This window comes from Hymenobacter glacieicola (genome assembly GCF_014640315.1).
Lineage (GTDB): Bacteria > Bacteroidota > Bacteroidia > Cytophagales > Hymenobacteraceae > Hymenobacter > Hymenobacter glacieicola.
Window position 1 is genome coordinate 180361 of record NZ_BMGS01000002.1, and the last position, 20069, is coordinate 200429.

Consider the following 20069-nt stretch of genomic DNA (forward strand, 5'->3'; position numbering starts at 1 on the left):
GGCTACTTTACCTTTTTTACCCATGAACAACTTACTTACGCGGTATGCCCTGCCCGGCCTGGTAACGGGCCTGTTGCTGACTTCTTCGCTGCCTGCCTGGGCCCAGCAAACCCGCCAGGAATACCTGCTGACCACGGATTGGAAATTTGCCAAGGGCGAGCAGCCCGACGCGGCCAAGCCGGATTTCAAGGACGCGAAGTGGCAGACCGTGAGCGTACCCCACGACTGGGCCATCTACGGCCCGTTCAGCCCCCAAAACGACCTGCAAACGGTTAAGATTGAGCAGAATAACGAGAAGGAAGCCAAAACCAAGGCCGGGCGCACCGGCGGCTTGCCCTTCATCGGGACGGGCTGGTACCGGCGGCAGCTGCAGGTGCCGGGCTTCGGGGCTGGCAAGCGGGCCGTGCTCCTCTTCGATGGGGCCATGAGCGACGCTCATGTATTTGTGAACGGGCGGGAAATGGGGGCCTGGCCCTACGGCTACAACTCCTTTGCCGTCGATATTACCGAGGCCCTGCAGCCCGGGGGCAACAACGTGCTGGCCGTGCGCCTGCAAAACCTGCCCGAAGCCTCGCGCTGGTACCCCGGCGCCGGCCTCTACCGCAACGTGCATCTTATCGTCACCAACGACGTGCATATTCCCGTTTGGGGCACCTACCTGACTACCCCCACCATCACGGCCGACTACGCTAAAGTGAAGCTGCGCACCACGGTAGAAACGCCGGGTCAGGCCTACCAGCCCCTGCGCCTCGATACCGAAATTCGGGATGCCCAGGGGCAGGTAGTAGCTACCCTGAGCACCCCGCTCACGGCCACCGACGGGCAGGAGTTCGAGCAGAACCTGGTGGTACCGAAGCCGCAGGTATGGTCGCCGGAAACCCCGGTGCTTTACGCGGCCTCGTCTAAGCTCTATGCCGGCGACCAGCTGAAGGATACCTACGAGACACGCTTTGGCATTCGCTCCTTTCGCTTTGAGGCCGGCAAGGGCTTCGTGCTGAACGGGCAGCCGCGCAAGTTCAAGGGCGTTTGCAACCACCACGACCTGGGCCCGTTAGGCGCGGCCATCAATGTGGCAGCCCTGCGCCGGCAGCTGGTATTGCTCAAGGACCTAGGGTGCGACGCCATCCGCACTTCCCACAACATGCCCGCCCCGGAGCTAGTCCAGCTCTGCGACGAAATGGGCTTTCTGCTGATGGTGGAATCGTTTGACGAGTGGAAAACGCCCAAGGTCAAGAACGGCTACAGCCGCCTGTTTGATCAGTGGGCCGAAAAGGACCTGGTGAACATGGTGCACCGCGACCGGAACCACCCCAGCGTGATTATGTGGAGCATCGGCAACGAGGTGCCCGACCAGGGCATGCCCGACGGCGGTAAGCTGGCCAGGCGCCTCCAGGACATTGTGCACCGCGAGGACCCTACCCGCCCCGTTACCCTGGGCATGGACAAGTTCGACGACGCGCTGAAAAACAACTTTGCCGCGGTACTCGACGTGGCCGGCTTCAACTACAAGCCCCACCGCTACCCCGAAGCCCAGGCCAAACTACCCCAGGGCCTAATTTTGGGCTCCGAAACGGCTTCCACGGTGAGCAGCCGCGGCGTGTATAAGTTTCCGGTGGTGAAAGCCAAGGACAAGCAGTACCCGGATAACCAGTCCTCTTCCTATGACTTGGAAGCCAGCAACTGGTCGCAGACCCCGGATGAGGAATTTGCCGCCCAAGACGACTTGCCTTATACCCTGGGGGAGTTCGTCTGGACCGGTTTTGATTACCTCGGGGAGCCCTGGCCCTACGATGAAAGCTGGCCCTCGCACAGCTCCTACTTTGGCATATTGGACCTGGCCGGCTTGCCCAAGGACCGGTTCTACCTGTATCGGGCCCGCTGGAACGCCACCGCCCCTACCCTGCACCTGCTGCCGCACTGGACCTGGCCCGGCCGCGAAGGCCAGACTACGCCCGTGTTTTGCTACACCAGCTACCCCTCGGCCGAGCTATTCGTGAACGGCCAAAGCCAGGGCCGCCAAACCAAAGGTCCCTCCGATCAGCCCCAGACCCGCTACCGCCTGATGTGGCCGGAGGTGAAATACCAGCCCGGTAGCATTAAGGTAGTAGCCTACGATGCCCAGGGCAAAGCCGTGGCCGAGCAGGAGGTGCGCACTGCCGGCAAGCCCCACCACATCAAGCTCGTGGCTGACCGGACCAGCCTCACGGCCGACGGGCAGGATTTGGCTTACATCACGGCCCGGGTGGAAGATGCCCAGGGCAACCTCTGCCCCGAAGCCACTACCCAGCTGCAGTTTAGCGTGGGCGGCGCCGGCCGTTTCCGGGCCGTGGCCAACGGCGACCCAACGAACTTGCAGCCCTTCCACGAGCCGCGCATGAAAGCCTTCCAGGGCATGCTGGTGGCCGTGGTGCAAGCCACCGACCAGGCCGGACAAGTGCAGTTCAAGGCGTCGGGCAAGGGCTTGCAGGGCGCCACGCTCCGGCTGCAGGCTACCCCCAGTCCCACCCGGTAACTTTGCTCATCACCCCTGAACAGGGCACCGCAATGTGCGGTGGCCATAACCGCTACCCTACGTGTTCAAAGGAAACCCCGGCTGTACTCTCCGGCCAGAAGCCGTGACGCATAATTCAGCCAAACGGCGCTGCCTTCACCCCTGAAACCGGATTGTATCAAACGGGCCACCAGAACGTCATCGTGGCTGCAACGCCTTTTCTGTCAGCCACTAAACCTAAGCCGGACTTAGCACAGCACCATGTGTTAAGTCCGGTTTTAGCGTCGGAAATACACGCGAAATGTGGTGGCGTGCCCAAGCTGGCTTTCTACCCCGGTACGTCCCTAAGTTTCCCACGATTTTCTTGACCATGTACAGACCAAGCTCCGCGCCTTCGACGTGAGTATGCAGGCGCTGAAACACGGCGAAAAGCTCGTTCCGGCTTTGTGACACATCCAGTCCCAGCTCGTTGTCCTGTACTGCAAGCACTTCATGGCCGCCCTGAGCCTGGCAGCGGATGGTTACGTGGGGCGCCGGGTCAGGCTGGTGGTACTTAAGGGAATTGCTTAGCAGGTTATCGACCAAAGGAGCGCAGATTCTTTTCCTGCTGCTGGATATGAACTTGCCCATCATGAGCGGCTTGGCGTTGCTGGAGGCACCCTGCAGCTACCGCCACCCGTCTCCCAGTGGCCCGGCATTGTTGTAATCGGGCTGCCTACGTTGCCTCTTGTCCTATTCTGAAAATAAGTTGTCAGTTTCCGGTAAGAGATAATAAGGCATGGCTGGTTCCAGGGAGTGGCTGCTAATTCAGCAATGCACCTCCTCCGGCCATCATTTAAGATTCCGCATTCGGCCCACTACTCGCAGCTTTTCCTCCGTACTTTTGGAAAATTACGCGCTGTAGGAGAAGTAGTTGGGCGCTACTACCTATTTATCCGTTACAGACGGGCAGGGTGCTCTTGATAGGGTATGTTTTTATCGCCCTCTTCTTATTGCCATGCTTGCAGCCTCTCCCTTGCCGTTCTCTGACCTGTTTCCCTTAGATTCGCTGCTCTCGGCGGTGCTCGACTTTTCGCCTACTGGCCTGGTACTCTGCACGCCCGAGTATAATTCGGTGGGCACCTTACTGGGTTTGGCCCTGGCCTACCTCAACCCGGCGGCACAACGCCTGCTGGGCTTGCCGGCCCAGCCCTCGGCCACCTTTGCGCAGTTGTTTCCCGGCAGCCCGACGGATGGAAGCCAGGCTGCCCTGCACGAGGCGTTTCTGGCCAACGAGCCGCACAGTGTTCAGCTCTACTACCCGCTCGGGGGTCACTCGAACCGCTTGCACCTCGTGAGCCGGCGCGTGGGCAGCGGGCTGCTGCTCAGCCTCACGGCCGGGGCTGCAGGGCCCGAGGCGGCTACCCGGGCTTGGGAGTTGGAACGTTCCGGGGCTGACCCGGCCGCCCTGCGCACCCGCCAGGAGGAGCGGCAAGCATTTCTGCTCCAGCTCAGTGACCAGCTGCGCCCCCTAACCGACCCGGCCGACATGCAGTACCAGGCCGCCTGTGCCCTGGGCCAGTACCTGGGAGCCAGCCGCGTGGGCTACGCGGAAAGTCAGGGCGATACTGCTCCCATCGTCGTGACGCGCAACTACACCCAGCTTGGCGTGTCCAGCCTCGAAGGCCGCCACCTCGACTACGGGCCGGAGCTGCTGCATGCGCTTCAGGAAGGGCGCACCCTTGTTCGTCCGGATATTGCCCACGACCCGGAGTTGACCGAGACGGAAAAAGCGGCCCATGCGGCGCTGCAGCTCGGGGCCACCGTCAACGTGCCTCTGCTCAAGGACGGGCAGCTTGTTGCCGTGCTCTTCATCCACTACCCGCAGGCCCACGCCTGGCGTGAGGAGGAGTTGAGCTTGCTCGAGGAAGCCGCCGCGCGCACCTGGTCGGCCGTGCTGCAGGCCCGCAGCGAGGCCACTATGCGTGCGCGGGAGCGGCAGCTGACCTTTCTGCTGCAGGTCAGCGATGCGCTACGCCCGCTACCTGATTCGCAGGCGGTGCAAACCACCGCTGCCCGCCTGCTGGGCGAGCACCTGGAAGTGGACCGCGCCTACTACATCGACATCGACGAAGCTGCCCAGCAGTTTGTCGTGGCCTGGTACTATCACCGGTCCGGTGCCCCGAGCCACGCGCGGCGCTACCCACTCGGCGACTGGCCCATGCCCTGGCTGCTGGATGGTCAAACCTGGGTTTGCCACGACGTGGACACCGACCCAGTGCTACCCGACGAGGACCGGGCCGCCTACCGCGGCAACGCCATCCGGGCCGCCGTGGTGGTGCCCTTGCTTAAGCAGGGCAAGCTAGTGGCCACCTTTGTCACCAACCAAAATGCGCCCCGGGCCTGGACGACGCAGGAAGTAGCTTTGGTTGAGGAGGTGGCCGAACGCATCTGGGGGGCTGTGGAGCGCGCCAGCGTGCAGGAAGCCCTGCGAAAAAGTGAGCAGCAGCTCCGCGCCTTTGTGACGGCCAGCGCGGACACGCTTTACCACATGGACGCCGACTGGCAGCGGATGCGGAGCTTGCAGGATAAGGAGTTCCTGATACCAACCCACCACCCGAGCACCACTTGGCTGACGCAGTACATCCCTGCGGCCGACCAACCTGCCGTGCAGGCCGCCGTGCAGGCCGCCATTGCTGGCCGGCACTTCTTTGAACTGGAACACCGCGTGCTGCGCGCCGACGGCTCGGTGGGCTGGACACTTTCGCGGGCCGTACCGGTGCTAAACGAGCACGGCGCCCTGGTGGAATGGTTTGGCGCGGCCTCCGACATCACGGCCAGCAAGCAGGCCGAAGAAGCGCTGCGGCAGTCGGAGGAGCAGTTTCGCACGGTAGTCAACCTGGTGCCCGACCTGCTCTGGCGTAGTAACGCCGAGGGCAAGACCAGTTGGTACAACCAGCGCTGGTACGAATACACCGGGCAGACGCCGGCTGAAGCCGCCGCGTACGGCTGGGTCGACGTCATTCACCCCGACGACCGGGCCTCCTCGGCGCAGCGCTACCGCGAGGCCGTGCTGAGCGGGCAGCCCCTGCAGCAGGAACACCGTATCCGCTCCGCCGCGGGCGAGTACCGCTGGTTTCAGGTGCAGGCCCTGTCCTTCCACGACGAGCAGAGCCAGGTAGGCGACTGCTTCGGCGCGGCCACCGACATTCACCAGCTGAAGCTGGCGGAGGAGGCCATGGTCGCCGATAAGGCCTGGCTGGAGCACGAGGTGGCCGAGCGCACCCAAGAATTGCGCGAAAACCAGGAGCTGCTGCAGTCGGTGTTCGACACCAGCTTGATATCCATGTCGGTGCTGCGGGCCGTGCGTAACACAAACGGGAACCTGTTAGACTTCCGCATTGCCATAGCCAATCGGGAGCTGGCCAAAGAATCTGGTCGCACCGACCTGGTCGGCAAGCTGTACTCCGAGGAGTTCCCCGGTATTAAGCTCACCGGCCTCTACAACCTGATGCTGGGCGTGCTGGCAACCGGCGAGCCGGCCGGCTTGGAATACTACTACCCCTACGAAGGCTTCGGCAAGTGGTACGCCTGCCAGTTCGTGAAGCTAGACGATGGCTTGGTTGCCACCAACCTGGACATCACCCAACGCAAGCTGGCCGAGGAAAAAAACCAGGAGCAAGCCCACTTCATTGCCCGCGTCAATGAAACCCTGCCCGACCTGATGACGGTAACGGACCTGCCATCGGGCATTATTGTGTACGTGAACAAGGACCTGCATGAGGCTTCCGGCTTTGAGCGCGGAACCTTGCTGAACCTACCCGTGCAGCAGCAAGCCGCCCTGCTGCGCATGCACCCCGACGACGCGGCCTTGCTGCCGGACTACTTTGCTCGGGCCGCAACCCTGGCCGACCACCAAGTTGCGGAATGCAGCTACCGGGCGCAGTTTAACACCGGTACCTGGCGCTGGTTTGCCGTGCGCGGCAGCGTGTTTCAGCGCGACCCCACGACGGGCGCGGCCACTCAGATTTTGAGCGTGGCCCAGGACGTAACGGCCCGCAAAGAAGCCGAGCTTCAGCAGGCCAAGTCCTACCAGCTGCTTGAGCAATCCGAGGAAGTGGCCAGCCTGGGTTCCTGGGACTACGACCGCCGCACGGGCGAATTTCTGTGGTCAGCGGGTATGTACCGGCTCTTTGGACTGCCACCGGGGAGCCCCGTCCGGCCGGAAACCTACCTCGCCTTTGCATTGGCCGAAGACCGGCCTGTGGCCGAGCGCCTTGTGCAGGGCCTGACCACCGGCCGCACCGGCTTCGGGGAAACGCTACGCCTAGTGGTGGCCGGCCACGTAAAAACACTGCGGGTGAAGGCTTCCGTGGTGCTCAACGAGGCCGGCGAGCCGCAGCGGGTGCTGGGCGTAGACCTGGATATTAGCGAAGTGCAGCGCCTTGAAGCCGACAACCTGCACCTGCGCCTGAGCCAGCAACAGGCCTTGTTTCATGCAGTCCTGGACGCTCAGGAGGCCGAGCGTCGGCGCCTGGCCGAGAGCCTGCACAACGGCGTGGGCCAAACCCTGTACGCCACCAAGCTGCAGCTCAACCAGCTGCTGGCGGGCCCCGCGCCCCAGGCCCTGAGCCAGGCCGACCGGTTGCTGGCCGACGCCATCCGGCAGACGCGCACACTCTCGCACGAGTTGGTGCCCGCCGTGCTGCACGAGTTCGGCTTGGCGGCGGGGCTTCGTGAGGTCTGCCGGAGCTTGAGCGGTCCGCACCTGCTTTTTACCTGCACCGTGGAGCTGGACGAGCAGCACCCCCTGGCCCTACCCCTGCAAGTGGCCGTGTATCGCATGGCCCAGGAGCTGGCCCAGAATGTGGTGAAGCACGCCCACGCCACTGAGGCGCATCTGGCCCTGGAAACCGTGCCGGGGCATGTGCTGCTGCGGGCCGAAGATAACGGCGTGGGGTTTGCGCCCGGCGCCTCGTTGAGTACCGGCCTTGGCCTGCGCACAATTCGGGACCGGGTGGCGTTGCTGGGCGGCACCGTAGACCTGGGCTCCTCGCCTGAATTCGGCACCTATGTGCGCCTGCGTTTGCCCTTACCAGCTCCTTCCGCGGCATAACCCGCCTAGTTGTAGTGGCTAACCAGGTGCGGCCCCCACAACGTGGGACCCCGGCCGGGCATGATGAAGGAGCCCGTAGTGCGGTTCCAGCTACTATCGAGCACCTGAGCGACGTAGTGAAGGTGCCGCAGGCCCGCCGCCGAGGTGGAACTCTTACGACTAGAGGACAACGGGTTGAGCTTTGAGCAAAGTCGCACCCCGCAACTCCTTGCAATGTTCCGGCGCCTGCCCAGTCACGTGGCAGGCGCCGGGGTTGGGCCCTACGTGGTCAAGTGCGTGGTCAACAACGTGGGCAGCCGCCCGGGGGTAGAAAACCAGCTTGGGCAGAACCCCTTCTTGGTATATCTGTACCTGCCGCTGCCTTGCCCGTCGCACAGAGGACAGGACTTGCTTTACTCAGGAGAGTTCTGTTTATCCCAATAGGAAACACTCATTGATCTGCACGGCTTTGCGTAAGAAAAAGGTAGAAAGCTTGCCAAGGGGATGCCCCGCTAGGTCAGAGGGAACTGAAACTATGGGGAAGGCGTTGGCCGCTGCCAGAAAGGATTTGCTGTTATTTGCTGTCATGGTATCCCTTCCTGCTGCTCCCTGCCCTCCCCCGGCCTCGGCTCCTACCCTGGATGCCTTTACCCGCGTGCTGCACCAGGATGGCGTGCATGCCGCCCTGCGCTACCTCAACCGGTATACGCCGCATCGTTACACGGGCATTTACCGCTTTGAGGGAAGCTTGAGCCGTAATTTGCTGCTGGTGGACCGCTACGATGCCCGCGTGCAGCAGGGTACGGACGTGCCCCTGGCCGAGGCGTTTTGCTCCTTGGTGGGCCGGCAGCAGGCCTCCCTGCAACTGTGGAATGCCCCGCTCGACCCTCGGGCCCGAGAAGTAAATACGCTGGTCGTATCCTACTGCGGTGTGCTGATCCGCGACCAGCAGGGCCAGATTTACGGCACCTTGTGCCATTACGATCTGGACCTTTGCCAAGAGATGCCCTCCCTGCTACCCCTGCTCGAAGCGGCCGCCCCCTTGCTCTTCCAGGCCCTGCACCCCGCTCCGGATTCCACTCTCGGTTGCTAATCCTGAGAACCTGCAAAGCACGAATCCCTCGGTGGAGTAGCTCATCAAGTACTCAACCTTCTCCGGCCTGGTTGCTGAACAGGTAGCGCAAGCAGGGGCCTCTAGCCCTTAGGCGAGCTTCCCAGCCGTTGCCGCTGCCCCAGTCTGAAGGAAGCCCAGCGCCCTACCCAGCCCAGCCGCTGTTATACTTGCCGTGGCGCCCCGCTTCCAAGCCAACCTTGCTTGGCGGGCAACTCTGTTCTGACAGCAGGAGTATCTTCCCGCTCTTTTCTTTGTTAACGACGCCCTCCACCTGAATCATGCTGCCCTTTTCTGATCCCGCAGCCGTCGCGCGCTACGCCGAAGGACCGCCCCGCCTGGTACCGGGCTTTGGCGACTTGCACCGTATGGCCCTGCTCTTGCTGGCTGAGTGCGTACCGCCCCACGGTCAGGTATTGGTCCTCGGGGCCGGCGGGGGACTAGAGCTGAAGGCTTTTGCGGAAAGTCAACCGAGCTGGCTTTTTACGGGCGTCGACCCTTCGGCCGAAATGCTACAGCTGGCCCGGGCTACCCTCGGGCCGCTCCTGGCCCAGGTGCGCCTGCACGAAGGCTACATCGACACGGCGCCCGCCGAATTGTATGATGCCGCGACTTGCCTGCTGACCCTGCACTTTCTCAGTCCGGAACAGCGGTTGGATACCCTGCGCCAGCTTCGGCAGCGGCTCAAGCCTGGGGCCCCGTTGGTGGTGGCCCACCACAGCTTTTCCCAACAGCCGGACCAGGCACAGCGGTGGCTCGCCCGCTACGCCGCCTTTGCCGTAGCGGCCGGGGTTGCGCCCGTCCAGGCCGAGAAGGCCGCTGCTGCCATCCGCGCCCGGTTGCCGGTGCTTTCCCCCCAGCAGGACGAAGAACTGCTGCGGGAAGCCGGCTTCACCGATATCAGCCTGTTTTATGCCGGGTTTACTTTCCGCGGGTGGGTTGCCTACCACGATGGCCGCGCCTAAGCGGGTACCCCTCCCCGTGGGTTTCGCGGCGGCTTCGTGCACTAACGTGTTACTCGCTTGTTTATCCTTGGCTACTCTAGCATTTGTCCTCCGCCCTCATGCAACAACAACTCCGGGAGCACCTGGAAAAAATAGTCCCACTCACGGACGAGCAGTTTGCGGCCGTATTCGCCCGCTTCACGCCCAAGCGCTTTCGCAAGCACCAATTCCTGATCCAGGCCGGCGAACCGGTTAAGTACCATTATTTCGTCTTGTCAGGGCTGCTAAAGCTCGTGTACACCGATCAGGCCGGCAAGCCGCACATTGTCTCCTTTGCCATGGAAGACTGGTGGGAAAGTGACTTTGGGGCTTACTACACCCAAACCCCGGCTACCCTGTCGCTGGAATGCCTAGAGGATACGCAGGTGCTGGCCCTCTCGCTGGCCGACTACCACCAGCTCTGCGCGGACCTGCCCCAGCTGGCGCGCTTCTTTCTGCACAAGGCGGCCCTGGGCTCGATTGCCGCCCAGCAACGGCTCCTGTCGCTGCTGACTACTAGCGCCCAGCAGCGGTATGAACAGTTGCTGGCGAAGTACCCCGCCTTGGGGCAGCGAATTTCCAAAACCCTGCTGGCCTCGTACCTGGGCGTCTCGCGCGAGACGCTCAGCCGCCTCACTTCCTAGTGTGCGCTAGCGCACAGCAAATTCGTGCGCTAGCGCACGCCGGGACCGGGACGTTGCTGCCGAATTTTGCCGGGTCACTTCACCCTGGTGCGCGGGGCAAGCCAGCTTGCTTTCGCCCGGGCATACCCAGCAACTTAATCAAAATGGAAAAGCACGTAACAAGTCCCTGGCGTTGGCAGGAGAAAGTGGGCTACGCCCAAGCCGTTGAAGTACAACACGGTACCCGTACCCTCTACTGCGCCGGTCAGGCTGCCCTGGACGCAACGGGAGAACCCAGCACCGGGAACATGCAAGTCCAGCTGCTTCAGGTAATGCAACATGTGGAAGAAGTGCTCCGGGTGGCAGGGTATCAGGGACGGGATGTGGTGCGGCTAAATATCTACACCACCTCGGCGGCGGAATTTCTCGCGTGCCTAGACACATTTACCGGGTGGGTAAGCCGGCACGGCATGCAGCAAGCCAGCACCTTGCTGGAGGTGGCAGGGCTGGCTTATCCATCCTTGAAACTAGAGTTGGAAGTTACGGCTGCCAAATAACCCCTGGCTTAGCAGGCCCCGAGCTTGATTACCCTGGCTCCTAAAGCGGACTGCTGGGGCATCAGCCTTATGTGTTAACACAATGGAACCGCAGAGAAAAGAAACCCTCTCGCTTGGCATGCCGTGGGAACTCCCATACGGCTACGCCCAGGGCCTAAAGCAGGACGGCACTGTGTGGCTCTCCGGCCAAATAGGCCACGACGAGCACGGCCTCGTAGCCGGCGATATGGAAACGCAGATGCGCCAAGCCTACGCTAACATCCGCACCTTGTTGGCCGGTTTTGGCCTGACCATGGCCGACGTCGTGGACGAGGTAATATACGTGCTGGACAACTCAACCGGGTTTGCGGCCCGGCAGAAGCTGGGCCGCGAGGTGTACCCCGACCCGATGCTGATACCCAGCACCATGATTGGCGTGGCGGCGCTGAACTTGCCCACGCTGCTGGTGGAAATTAAGATAGTAGCCAAAAAGCCAACCTAGCTGGCCAAATAAGGCTTTTTGCCAGAGCCGTTCCGCAAGCTCAGCAGCTTGGGGTGCTGGCAGTACCGGTCTTTCGTTTCCGCTTCCAGCCGGACGGAGCATCACAAAGAACGTCCCGGCGAGTCCGGGGCTCAACGGGACGTTCTTTGTAGTGGCAGCAGCTTACGGAGCCGCCGGATACCAGTTGCGCAGTCGCACGTCAATCTTCGGGTTGGCCGCCTCCACGGTCTTCTCAAAGCGGCCCACGTCGCTCAGGCCGTCCTGGCCGCGGTAATGGTACGGGTACACAATGCCCGGCTTAAAAGCCAGCACCGCCTGGGCGGCCTGCTGCACGTCCATGGTGTAGGGTAGATTCATGCACACGAAGGCCACATTGATGTCCCGGAGAGCACGCATTTCGGCAATGTCCTCTGTGTCGCCGGACAGGTACACGGTTGTACCGCCCAACCCCAGCACGTAGCCGTTGCCCCGGCCCTTGGGGTGCCGGGCGTCGGCCGCCTCGGGTAGATTATACATCGGAATGGCCGATACGGTCAGGCCCAGCGTATCGAGCCGCTGGCCGTTGCGCAGCAGGCGCACACGCGCTTGGTACTGGGCCGGCAGCTTTTCGGCTACCGCTGGCGGAACTATCAGCAGGGCCTTGCCCAGGGTCAGACCCGAAAGCGTCTTTGGGTCTAGGTGGTCGCCGTGAATGTCAGTAATCAGTACCAGATCAGGCGCCGCCAGCCCGGCGTACACCGCCGCCCCGCCAGTGGGGTCCACGTAGATGGTCTTGCCCCGCCAAGTAAGTACCACGCTACCGTGGGTGATAGGCTGCACCGTCAGCGGGCCGTGCTTGGTGGCAATCTGGTCGGCGGCCCCGCGCGATGGGGCCGGGGCAGTGACGGTCTGGGCCGGTGCCGGCAAACGAAAAGCCGCCAGCGCGGCTAGGAGCACAAAGGTTGACTTCATTTGTTTGGTTCGCGGTGGGTAAGAGGTGGTACGGCGTTTCCTGAAGCTTGTTGGCAACCTTACTGGGTTCCGTACCCCTACTAGTAGAGCGTACTAAGCCGGTGAATGTTTCACCAGCTCCAGCAGTTGCATGACCCCACGCTTACCGTTCTACGGCTTCTTTCCGTTACCAGGCGTGAGGCAAGAGGAAGTAAGGATCAGAATCCTCTCTGTACCAGTACCCCGCTGGTCGGCCTTTACGATGCACTTAATCGTGTAGGTATAGGTGCCGGATGCGGCACCAGAGGAACTGTCGGAACGATGGCCGTAGGTCTTGGCCGGAGTATAAGTGTGATAGTTACCCGGTTTTCCTGGAATGCCTGAGCTATAATTTATTTTGCCACTTACCGCACACAACTGATTTTCAACACTTAACGCCCTAACAGCCGGTGATATCTTTCAAGGGTTCCGCTTCCTCCTTGCCTTTGCTGGAACACGCGGCAGAACAAGCACAAAAAATGGACTGTACCTACTACCTGAGGTACAGTCCATTTGGTGGGCCCAGATAGTGAAATATCGAACTATTGGCGCCAGGATTTAGAAGCTATAGCGGCCTTTAGCCGCCTCGTCAATCTTGACGATTTTACCATTTCGCAGCAGGAGGGCGTCGCGTAATGAAGACGACCACCCCCTCTCCCACTACGGCTACCAAGCTCCGCGCCCTCATCGTGCCCGCTGATGTGCTGGCCCTGGAAGGCATTACGCTGACGGCCAAACTTATCCTGGCCGAGGTCATCGACCTCTATAAAGTGAAGAAGCACGTCTTCGCCAGCGACGAACACTTCGCCGCCCGCCTCGGCATTGGCCTGCGCACCGTCGGCGACGCCATCAAGCAGCTCCACGAGCACGGCTTACTTGCCCGTACGGTTGACCCTAAGGCCCGCCACAAGCGCCAGCTCACGCCTACCTTGCCCAACCTGTTGACTGATAATCAGTCGGGAAAATCCCTGCAGAATTCGCAGGCAAGCGAAGCGCAAGTGGCTGCGGATTCTGCTGCTGGTGCCCGCGAAATCCGCAACGACTCCCTGCGGAATCTGCAGGAAGTGCCTGCGAAATCTGCCGGCATAAATACCAGGGTAAATTCCAAAGCAAATATCCATCTAACCCCTACCGGGGGTGTGGCAGCTGAATCTGCGACGCACGCTCAAGATGAAGCAATTGGGAAAGAAGGTGATACTACTTCGCCTCTGACAACTAGCCCTTCATCCCCCCTCGTTGCGGCCGTCCCCCCTTCTTCACAAGCGCGGGCCGCCCGGGCCAAACCCAAGTCAGCTCCGCAGCATCCCTTTGCCGAGAGCCCTTATGCCGATGCTGATGCTTTTGTCGAAGCGCTGCAAGGCACTGACTACGCCCACGCCGATCTGCACTACTACCACGAAGTCATCCGCACCTGGGCAGAAAGTAAGGATGCGCGCAATGCCAATTGGCTGCCAATGATGTGCAATTGGATGTTGCGCGACGCCAAAGACCAAAAACTCAAAACTACTTCTTCCTCTTTTGCCTCTTCTTCCCATGCCTACGCTTCAGCCTCTTCTTTCGCCAAACGCTCCCACCACCACGAATCCCTCGCCGACGTCGGAGCAGCTGTTGATCAATACTTTGAAACAAAATACGGTCGTTAGCATCGCCACCGGCCAGAGCCCGGCACTGGCCCAGATGAAGCTACTGCTCATCGATATTCAATCCAGCCTTACCCCAGCCATAGCTCACCAAGCCCCCAAGCTATTTCAGCTGCGCAAAGCCGACCGCTTAGGTGAGAAGCTGCTACTAACGCTGGTCGTATTTCTGCTCAAAACCTTTCAGGATTCGCTCAAGATTAAGGACGGCATGGAAGCACCGGATCTGATCGAAACGGCAGAAATGATCCTGCAGAAGTACTCGCACGACAGCCTCAAGGACGTGATGCTGGCCCTGAAAGAGGCGAAATGGAGCGGGCACAATTTCTACAACGCGCTGTCCGGGCCCAAGGTCATGGAGGTGCTAGAGAAGTACTTCGACAGCAAGGCACAGCGAATTGAAGCAGAACACCGGCAGCAAAAAGCCCAACCGGTGCCGGACCTGCTCGGCAGCTTGCCGGCAGAGCTATCTGCCAAGCTGCTGGGCGCAATAGCCCCTCCCGCCCCCAATTTCGACGAAGAAGAATACCAACGCCAACGCGCCGCTTACTATGCCCACCGCCTCATGGAGGAAAGCCTAGTCGCTGAAATAGCAACAGATTCTGCACCGGAGGCACCGCAGCAGGACGCCGCTTAGTGGCAGCCTCTGGGCGGTATGCTCAACCCTTCTGCTAATAGGGGCTGTGCTGAACGAAGTTGTTCAGCACAGCCCCCGTTTGAACAATACTGGAGAATCGTTTTTATAGTCAATCGAATGCGGATAACCACCTAGGAGTGTGCCCCTTCAGCCCGTACTACATAATGGAGAATCAGGTTGACCCGGGTGTTGCTGAGCTAGAAGATGTTCTTTAGGTAGGAAATCAGGATGTCATTGAAACAGGTAATAAACCTCACCGTCAAGGAAGCCAAGGCTGAGGTGTAGCGCAGGGCTTCGGTGCCGAACGGTGTGGCCGGCGGTTTGGGAAGAGTAGAGGCAGGAATAGGGCAGCCGTGGAGCATGAAATCAGATAAATGGAATAAGATACGTGAGGGTTGCCAGGCGACTTCAGCAGCAGGAAAAAGCAGGTGGCCCCTAACCCACCTGCTTCTCCTGCTGCAGCCCACTCAACCGCCTTCCCACAAGCCGTTGGTGAGCTATAAATGCTTCTAGCGGATGGCACCTATGCTACTTTGGTGAACATTCTTCCTTCACCCAAAACGGCCGGAGAGTAGCGATTCACTGCGTTGGTGCTTACTGCACTTTGGTTAGCCGCACGTAGTCAAGCATAGCCTGATTGACTGTACCATTCATATTTTCGTTGGCTGGCTCGAATGCCAGCGTTAGCGGGTGCGAGCCTTTGGATAGGCGCACCAGCACAGGGTTGGAGAAGCCCCAATTCGACCACTCTCCTACCCCACGCTGAGGCAATATCACTGTGCCCAGCTGCTGACTCCCGAGCCGGAGCGTGCGGATGGTGCACTGGTTGTTGGTGTTGGTGGGGCCATTGCCGTTGGCGTAGCGAAAATCCACGGCGTAGAGTCCCGCCTCCGGCACGGTGACGGGAATGGTCAGGATCTTGTTTTTGGTCTTGGTCGTTTCCACGAAACCGCCTCCCGTGAAGCCTTTGTAGGGCAACTGCGCCTTGGGGGCCACCGTCTCCAATTGATACAAGTGGCTGAAGGCGGTGCCGGGTACGGATAGCGGCTCGCTGGCAAAGGACTCCAGACCACTCTGGCCCAGGGCTACTACCTGGTACTCGGCGTAGGCGCCGGCGGGCACCGCAAACTCGGTTTCGGTCGTGCGGGCCGCAAACTGACCGTTGCGCAGTACTTGGTAGGCCGTAGCCCCAGCTACCGGTGCCCAGCGCAGGCGGCCGGCCTCGTAGGCCACTACCGGCGTTTCGGGCGAGAATACCACGGGGCTCCGATATACCGGGGCAGGTGCCGGCGCCTGATTCGTCAGCACAATGCGCACGTGGTGGCGGCCGGTGAGGGAGGCGGGTACTGCATCCTCGGCTAGCGGCTGCGAATCGAGGGTGATGGTGCGAATCTGATTGCCGAAGCCTTGCAGCTCCACATCTAGCACCGCGCCCCGGTAGCGCAGTCCCGTGAGCGTGCGGGTGCCCCGCAAGGCCTGGGGCACGAAGGGCCGGAACACCAGCCGGTCAGCTTGCCAATCGAGGCCGAACAGCACTTTATACACCAGCCCCAAGTTGCCCGAAAGACTCCAGAGCATGTTACTAGAGTTAATCTGGGTGCCCGCGAAGTCGCCGTTGCTGGCCACGAAGTTTTCCTTATTGGTGAGGAACAAAGCTGCCGGCCGGTACACGGCCGCCATGCTTTCCAGCACCGACTGCTCGTTGCCAGCTTTGGCGGCAGCCAGGGCCCAGTAGCTCTGCACGAAGGGCCACACGGCATTGTTGTGGTAGGGCGGCAGGCCAGGAATCTGGGGTGAGATGCACGGAATACCGTAGGGTGTAACTGGCGTGCGGGCCACTACCTGGCTGGCCCTCTCCCCCTCAGCTACGTCAAACAACACGGCCAGGGCCTCCCCTAGTGCTTCAGCCCGGGGCGAGAGAACTAGGTGGGTACGGCCGTAGAGGTACTGGCCGTAGTAGCCCCGCTCCGGCTGCCACAAATGCTGGTTGATGCCCTGCTTGATGCGGGCCGCTACCTGCTCATGCTTGGCAGCTACGGCCGGCTGACCCAGCTGGCGGGCCATCTGGGCCAGTACCACGTTGGCCTGGTAGTGCACGGCGTTGGTGCCCAGGTTTTCGCTTTGATAAATGTCCACCGGCTGCATCCAGCGTGGGTAGGTTTGCTCGCGCCAGTCCAGAAACGACGACTCGCCGCGCACCAGCCCGGTTACGGGGTCGTAGGCGTTCTGCTGGTCGTCTTCGATAGAGTGCTTGATGATGGGATACACCCGGCGCAGCCACTGCTCGTCGCCCGTCACCTTGTAGATTTCCCAGGCCGCCGTGGCCCAGATGATGCGGTCCGTGGAGCAGGGGTAGGCCCCGCCCGTTCCTGTATCCTGAATGATGCGGCCGTCCTTAGAGACTTTGCGCAGCAGACTGTTCATGGCTACTTTGGGCTGCAGCATGGCCTGGGCCAAGATGATAGAGTAGCTGATGTCGCGGGTCCAGACGCCGGCCCACTCCTTGCCGGTGCGGAAGGTGCTGTCCGGCTCCACGGCACGGCGGGCTTCCTCTAGGCCCAGGTTGTAGAGCGCATCCAGCAGAGGGTAGTCGGAATGATACTGTGGGAAGTCATCGGTATTAATCATCTGCTGCCACTGCCCGGCGGTGCTGGGCGCCTGGGTGGGCTGATTCAGCAGCAACGTAACCTCGTAGATGCCATCTCCATCGGGGTCTTTCAACTCTAGCTCTGGCTTGTTCACCAGGTTATCGAAGTCCCAGCTCAGCGGAGCCACGGAGCCCGCCACAAACACCTTTTTGAAATCCTGCTGATAGAGTTTTTCGCCCTTGTAAGTGGTGTAATAACCATGCTCCCGAAAAGCCATCAGCACCGGGCGCAGGTCGAGGCGGATTTTCAGCGGAGTGTTCGGGGCCAGGTAGGTGTTGGCGGGTACCAGCGTCTGGTCTATGAAGCGCGTTCCGAAGGTGAGCAGCGGGGTTTCCACGGCGGCGCTACCGGCTTGGGGCAGGGCCACTACCAGGTGGTCCTGGCCGGGCGCCATTTCGTTGTCCTTGCCATTGAGGCTGAACTTGAACGTCACGCGCGGGTCCTGGAAAGCATTGGTGGGGCTTTGGTAGTTGGAAGTCAGGGCCGTGCGCGACTGGGCCCGCGCCACAAACTGGCCCTGCACCACGCTATCCGGATACAGGGCGTAGGCCGCCGACTGCCAGATGGGCGCGGCCGGGGCGGGTGGCGACGCCCCGGGCTGGGCTGCAGTAGATTTTCCCATGGGTTTGGGGGTCTGGCAGGCCATAAGCTGCACTAGCCCCAGCGCCAAGCCAGCCGACAAAAAGGAGTATTTCATGAATAAGCAACTGCGTGAAAGCACCCGGCCTACTGGCGCAAAAGCCCTCGGCGCCGGTGCGACGAAGAAATCCGCGGCTAGTCGAGCTTGACCAGCCGCTGGGTAACCGTGCCGGAGGCCGCCTGCAGCCGGCACACGTACACGCCGGCCGCCACGGCCTCGGCCGGCACGGCTACCTCATGGGCTCCGGCCGCCAGCATACCCTGCCGCAGCCGGGCGACTAGCCGCCCGCGCAAATCGTACACGCTCAGCTCGATGGCTTCGGTTTTAGGTAGGGTGAAGCGGAGGGTGGTTGTGCCGTGGAAGGGGTTGGGGGCAGCGGTGAAGGCCAGCTCCGGCTTAGGCGCGGGCGCAGCGGCCGTTACGGTGCCCGTTTCCGCTACTACCATGGTCCAGTAGTTCAACTCTGGGAGTTGGAAAGAAACCGTGCCGCCCGATTGCGTGAAGGTGAGCTGGCGGGGCAGGCCGCGGTTAATATCAGGCGAGGCCACCCAGAGCTTGGTAACGGCCGTGCCCAGCGGAAAGCTGAGGTTGAGGTTGGTGACGGGGGTAGGAATGGGCTGCACCTGGTTGTCGTCGCGCCAGTTGAGGGTGCGGGCATCACGGAAGTTGAGCAGGTGAAATACCTGACTGCCGCCGACGGTGGTGCTCAGGGCGGCTACCTTACCCAGCGCCGGTGGCCAGGCCTGCACGTTGGTGCCGGTCAGGGCCACGGAGGCAAAGGTGCGGTCGGGCCCGCGCAGCAGGTTCTGGTAGGCCGTCAGGAAGTCGTAATAAGCGGTGAGGTTGTACTGCAGCAGGGCCGACATCTGCAGGTTATTGTTGGGAAAATACTCGTTGCCGAGCAGGTGCTCCCCCAGCTCAATGTGGGATCCGCCGTGGGCGAAAATCACCGCGTCGGCCAGCAGCACACTGGCATCGTTGAAAAAGCCCGTGCTACCCGAGCGGCCCCGGTTGACGTAGGCGGCCAGCACGCTGCGCTTGCCGGGCGCCGCGGCTTCGTTATCCCGAATCACCTGCCCAAGGCTGCTGTATTCTTCGTTGCCGGTCCACATTTCCGTGTACACGATATCTACCGGGCCGGGCGCAATCTGGCTCTGGCCGAACTGGTTTACCGCATTCATCACCAAGGATTTGGCTGGCCGGGCCGCTTTGGCGGCGTCGATCATGCTCCGGAAACCCGTGGGCAGGTTAGCTACCTGCCCGCCGTAGGTGTACACGGTGCCCGGGTCGCCTACCTGGTCCATGTGCCAGCCATCGAAACTCAGCCTGGTAGCGTCATATACCTTACCGTGCTCGTTGAGCAGATAGTTCTGCCAGGCCGCATTGGCCGGGTCCAGAACGTTGAGGCTGCTGGCCTCCCAGCTACCCGGCAGCCCGCCAATAGTGTAGCGGTTGGCGTGGCTAGCGTCGCGGTAGAGGCCCCAGGTGTCGCTCACGCCATCGGCCGCAGCGCTGGGGTAGGCTCCGTATACCAGGTTGTAGAACAACGATTTCATGTTCCGGGCGTGGCCCCGGTCGATGTAGCCGGCCAGGGTAGCCAGCGCCGTGGGGCGGTTGGCCAGGTCGTTCCAGGTGGCGGGAACTGACGCCGTGCCGGGCAGAGGCCGGTGGTGCTGATCCATCCAGTCGTAAAACTGCAAGCCATTGAGGTGGTAGCGGTTGAGTTGCTGCACCATGGCATCCAGCTGGGCGCTGGTTTTCGGACCAAACTCGGAGAGAAAGCCATAACGCGGAAAGCGCGCCCAATCCGACGACACGTCCACGCCCAGCGTAGTTTCGTCCAGCACCGTAGCGCCGTTTTTCAGGGTCAGGGCCACCAGGTAGCCCTGGTAGTCGGTGGCGGGCGGCGTCCACGACCACGTGGCCGAGCTGTTGGCCGCGGTTACGGTTTGCTGCGCTACTACGCCTAGGCCATGCAGATACTTTACTTCCAGTGTAAGGCCTGCTTGAGGCGCGTCGATGGTCGCGTTGAATGCTACGGCCTGACCCGGCGCGTACCGAGCTTTGTCCGACTGCACCGCGCTAATAGTTTGCGCGTGGGCGCCAGCTGTGCTGAGCAGGAGCGCAGCCCCACACAAGGCGCGCCGCCAGACGGGAAGCGGCACGGGGGAAGTTCTTAGGGTAGAAGCTGGCATAGGAGTAGCAAACTTGGGTGGAA

General features: G+C 61.5%; 15 protein-coding genes. 9 read left to right on the plus strand and 6 right to left on the minus strand.

The features are described from left to right. Positions 1 to 22: 22 nt before the first annotated feature. Positions 23 to 2512: a beta-galactosidase GalB gene (galB, locus tag IEW18_RS03800; protein ID WP_188556499.1), complete on the plus strand. Its 2490-nt coding sequence runs from the start codon at positions 23 to 25 to the stop codon at positions 2510 to 2512. 216 nt (positions 2513 to 2728) lie between these two features. Here the strand turns inward: galB and IEW18_RS21985 are convergent, their stop codons facing one another. Further along, complete coding sequence (locus IEW18_RS21985; protein WP_373285697.1) at positions 2729 to 3124, minus strand: ATP-binding protein; 396 nt, start codon at positions 3122 to 3124, stop codon at positions 2729 to 2731. Between the two features lie 364 nt (positions 3125 to 3488). On the opposite strand from IEW18_RS21985, the gene IEW18_RS03810 reads away from it, so the two are divergent. Then, positions 3489 to 7586, plus strand: coding sequence for a PAS domain-containing protein (locus IEW18_RS03810; RefSeq protein WP_188556501.1), 4098 nt, complete (start codon positions 3489 to 3491; stop codon positions 7584 to 7586). A gap of 5 nt (positions 7587 to 7591) precedes the next feature. On the opposite strand, the gene IEW18_RS03815 is transcribed toward IEW18_RS03810, so the two are convergent. Beyond that, on the minus strand, positions 7592 to 7756 hold the full coding sequence (locus IEW18_RS03815) for a hypothetical protein (protein WP_188556502.1): 165 nt from the start codon (positions 7754 to 7756) through the stop codon (positions 7592 to 7594). A 395-nt stretch (positions 7757 to 8151) separates the two neighbouring features. On the opposite strand from IEW18_RS03815, the gene IEW18_RS03820 reads away from it, so the two are divergent. The 5 genes from IEW18_RS03820 to IEW18_RS03840 all read left to right on the plus strand — a co-directional run bounded on the left by IEW18_RS03820 (position 8152) and on the right by IEW18_RS03840 (position 11320). Further along, complete coding sequence (locus tag IEW18_RS03820; protein WP_188556503.1) at positions 8152 to 8658, plus strand: hypothetical protein; 507 nt, start codon at positions 8152 to 8154, stop codon at positions 8656 to 8658. A gap of 299 nt (positions 8659 to 8957) precedes the next feature. After that, positions 8958 to 9641: a class I SAM-dependent methyltransferase gene (locus tag IEW18_RS03825; protein ID WP_188556504.1), complete on the plus strand. Its 684-nt coding sequence runs from the start codon at positions 8958 to 8960 to the stop codon at positions 9639 to 9641. Between the two features lie 98 nt (positions 9642 to 9739). Then, the gene (locus IEW18_RS03830) at positions 9740 to 10303 is read left to right on the plus strand and encodes a Crp/Fnr family transcriptional regulator (protein WP_188556505.1); all 564 of its coding nucleotides are present in this window, start codon (positions 9740 to 9742) and stop codon (positions 10301 to 10303) included. Between the two features lie 143 nt (positions 10304 to 10446). Then, on the plus strand, positions 10447 to 10839 hold the full coding sequence (locus IEW18_RS03835) for a RidA family protein (protein ID WP_188556506.1): 393 nt from the start codon (positions 10447 to 10449) through the stop codon (positions 10837 to 10839). 118 nt (positions 10840 to 10957) lie between these two features. Continuing rightward, positions 10958 to 11320: a Rid family hydrolase gene (locus IEW18_RS03840; protein WP_229728583.1), complete on the plus strand. Its 363-nt coding sequence runs from the start codon at positions 10958 to 10960 to the stop codon at positions 11318 to 11320. A 162-nt stretch (positions 11321 to 11482) separates the two neighbouring features. Here IEW18_RS03840 and IEW18_RS03845 read toward each other — a convergent pair whose 3' ends face one another. Beyond that, complete coding sequence (locus tag IEW18_RS03845) at positions 11483 to 12271, minus strand: MBL fold metallo-hydrolase (protein WP_188556508.1); 789 nt, start codon at positions 12269 to 12271, stop codon at positions 11483 to 11485. Between the two features lie 653 nt (positions 12272 to 12924). On the opposite strand from IEW18_RS03845, the gene IEW18_RS03850 reads away from it, so the two are divergent. After that, a complete protein-coding gene (locus IEW18_RS03850) occupies positions 12925 to 13932 on the plus strand; it encodes a helix-turn-helix domain-containing protein (RefSeq protein WP_188556509.1) in 1008 nt (335 codons plus the stop codon). Next, positions 13910 to 14563, plus strand: coding sequence for a hypothetical protein (locus IEW18_RS03855; RefSeq protein WP_188556510.1), 654 nt, complete (start codon positions 13910 to 13912; stop codon positions 14561 to 14563). The genes IEW18_RS03850 and IEW18_RS03855 overlap by 23 nt, the downstream gene beginning before the upstream one ends. Before the next feature lie 197 nt (positions 14564 to 14760). On the opposite strand, the gene IEW18_RS03860 is transcribed toward IEW18_RS03855, so the two are convergent. The 3 genes from IEW18_RS03860 to IEW18_RS03870 all read right to left on the minus strand — a co-directional run bounded on the left by IEW18_RS03860 (position 14761) and on the right by IEW18_RS03870 (position 20046). Beyond that, positions 14761 to 14925, minus strand: coding sequence for a hypothetical protein (locus IEW18_RS03860; protein WP_188556511.1), 165 nt, complete (start codon positions 14923 to 14925; stop codon positions 14761 to 14763). Between the two features lie 232 nt (positions 14926 to 15157). After that, positions 15158 to 17908, minus strand: a complete 2751-nt coding sequence (locus IEW18_RS03865; RefSeq protein WP_188556512.1) for an MGH1-like glycoside hydrolase domain-containing protein — start codon at positions 17906 to 17908, stop codon at positions 15158 to 15160. 77 nt (positions 17909 to 17985) lie between these two features. Further along, on the minus strand, positions 17986 to 20046 hold the full coding sequence (locus IEW18_RS03870) for a glycoside hydrolase family 66 protein (protein WP_188556513.1): 2061 nt from the start codon (positions 20044 to 20046) through the stop codon (positions 17986 to 17988). Positions 20047 to 20069 lie beyond the last annotated feature (23 nt).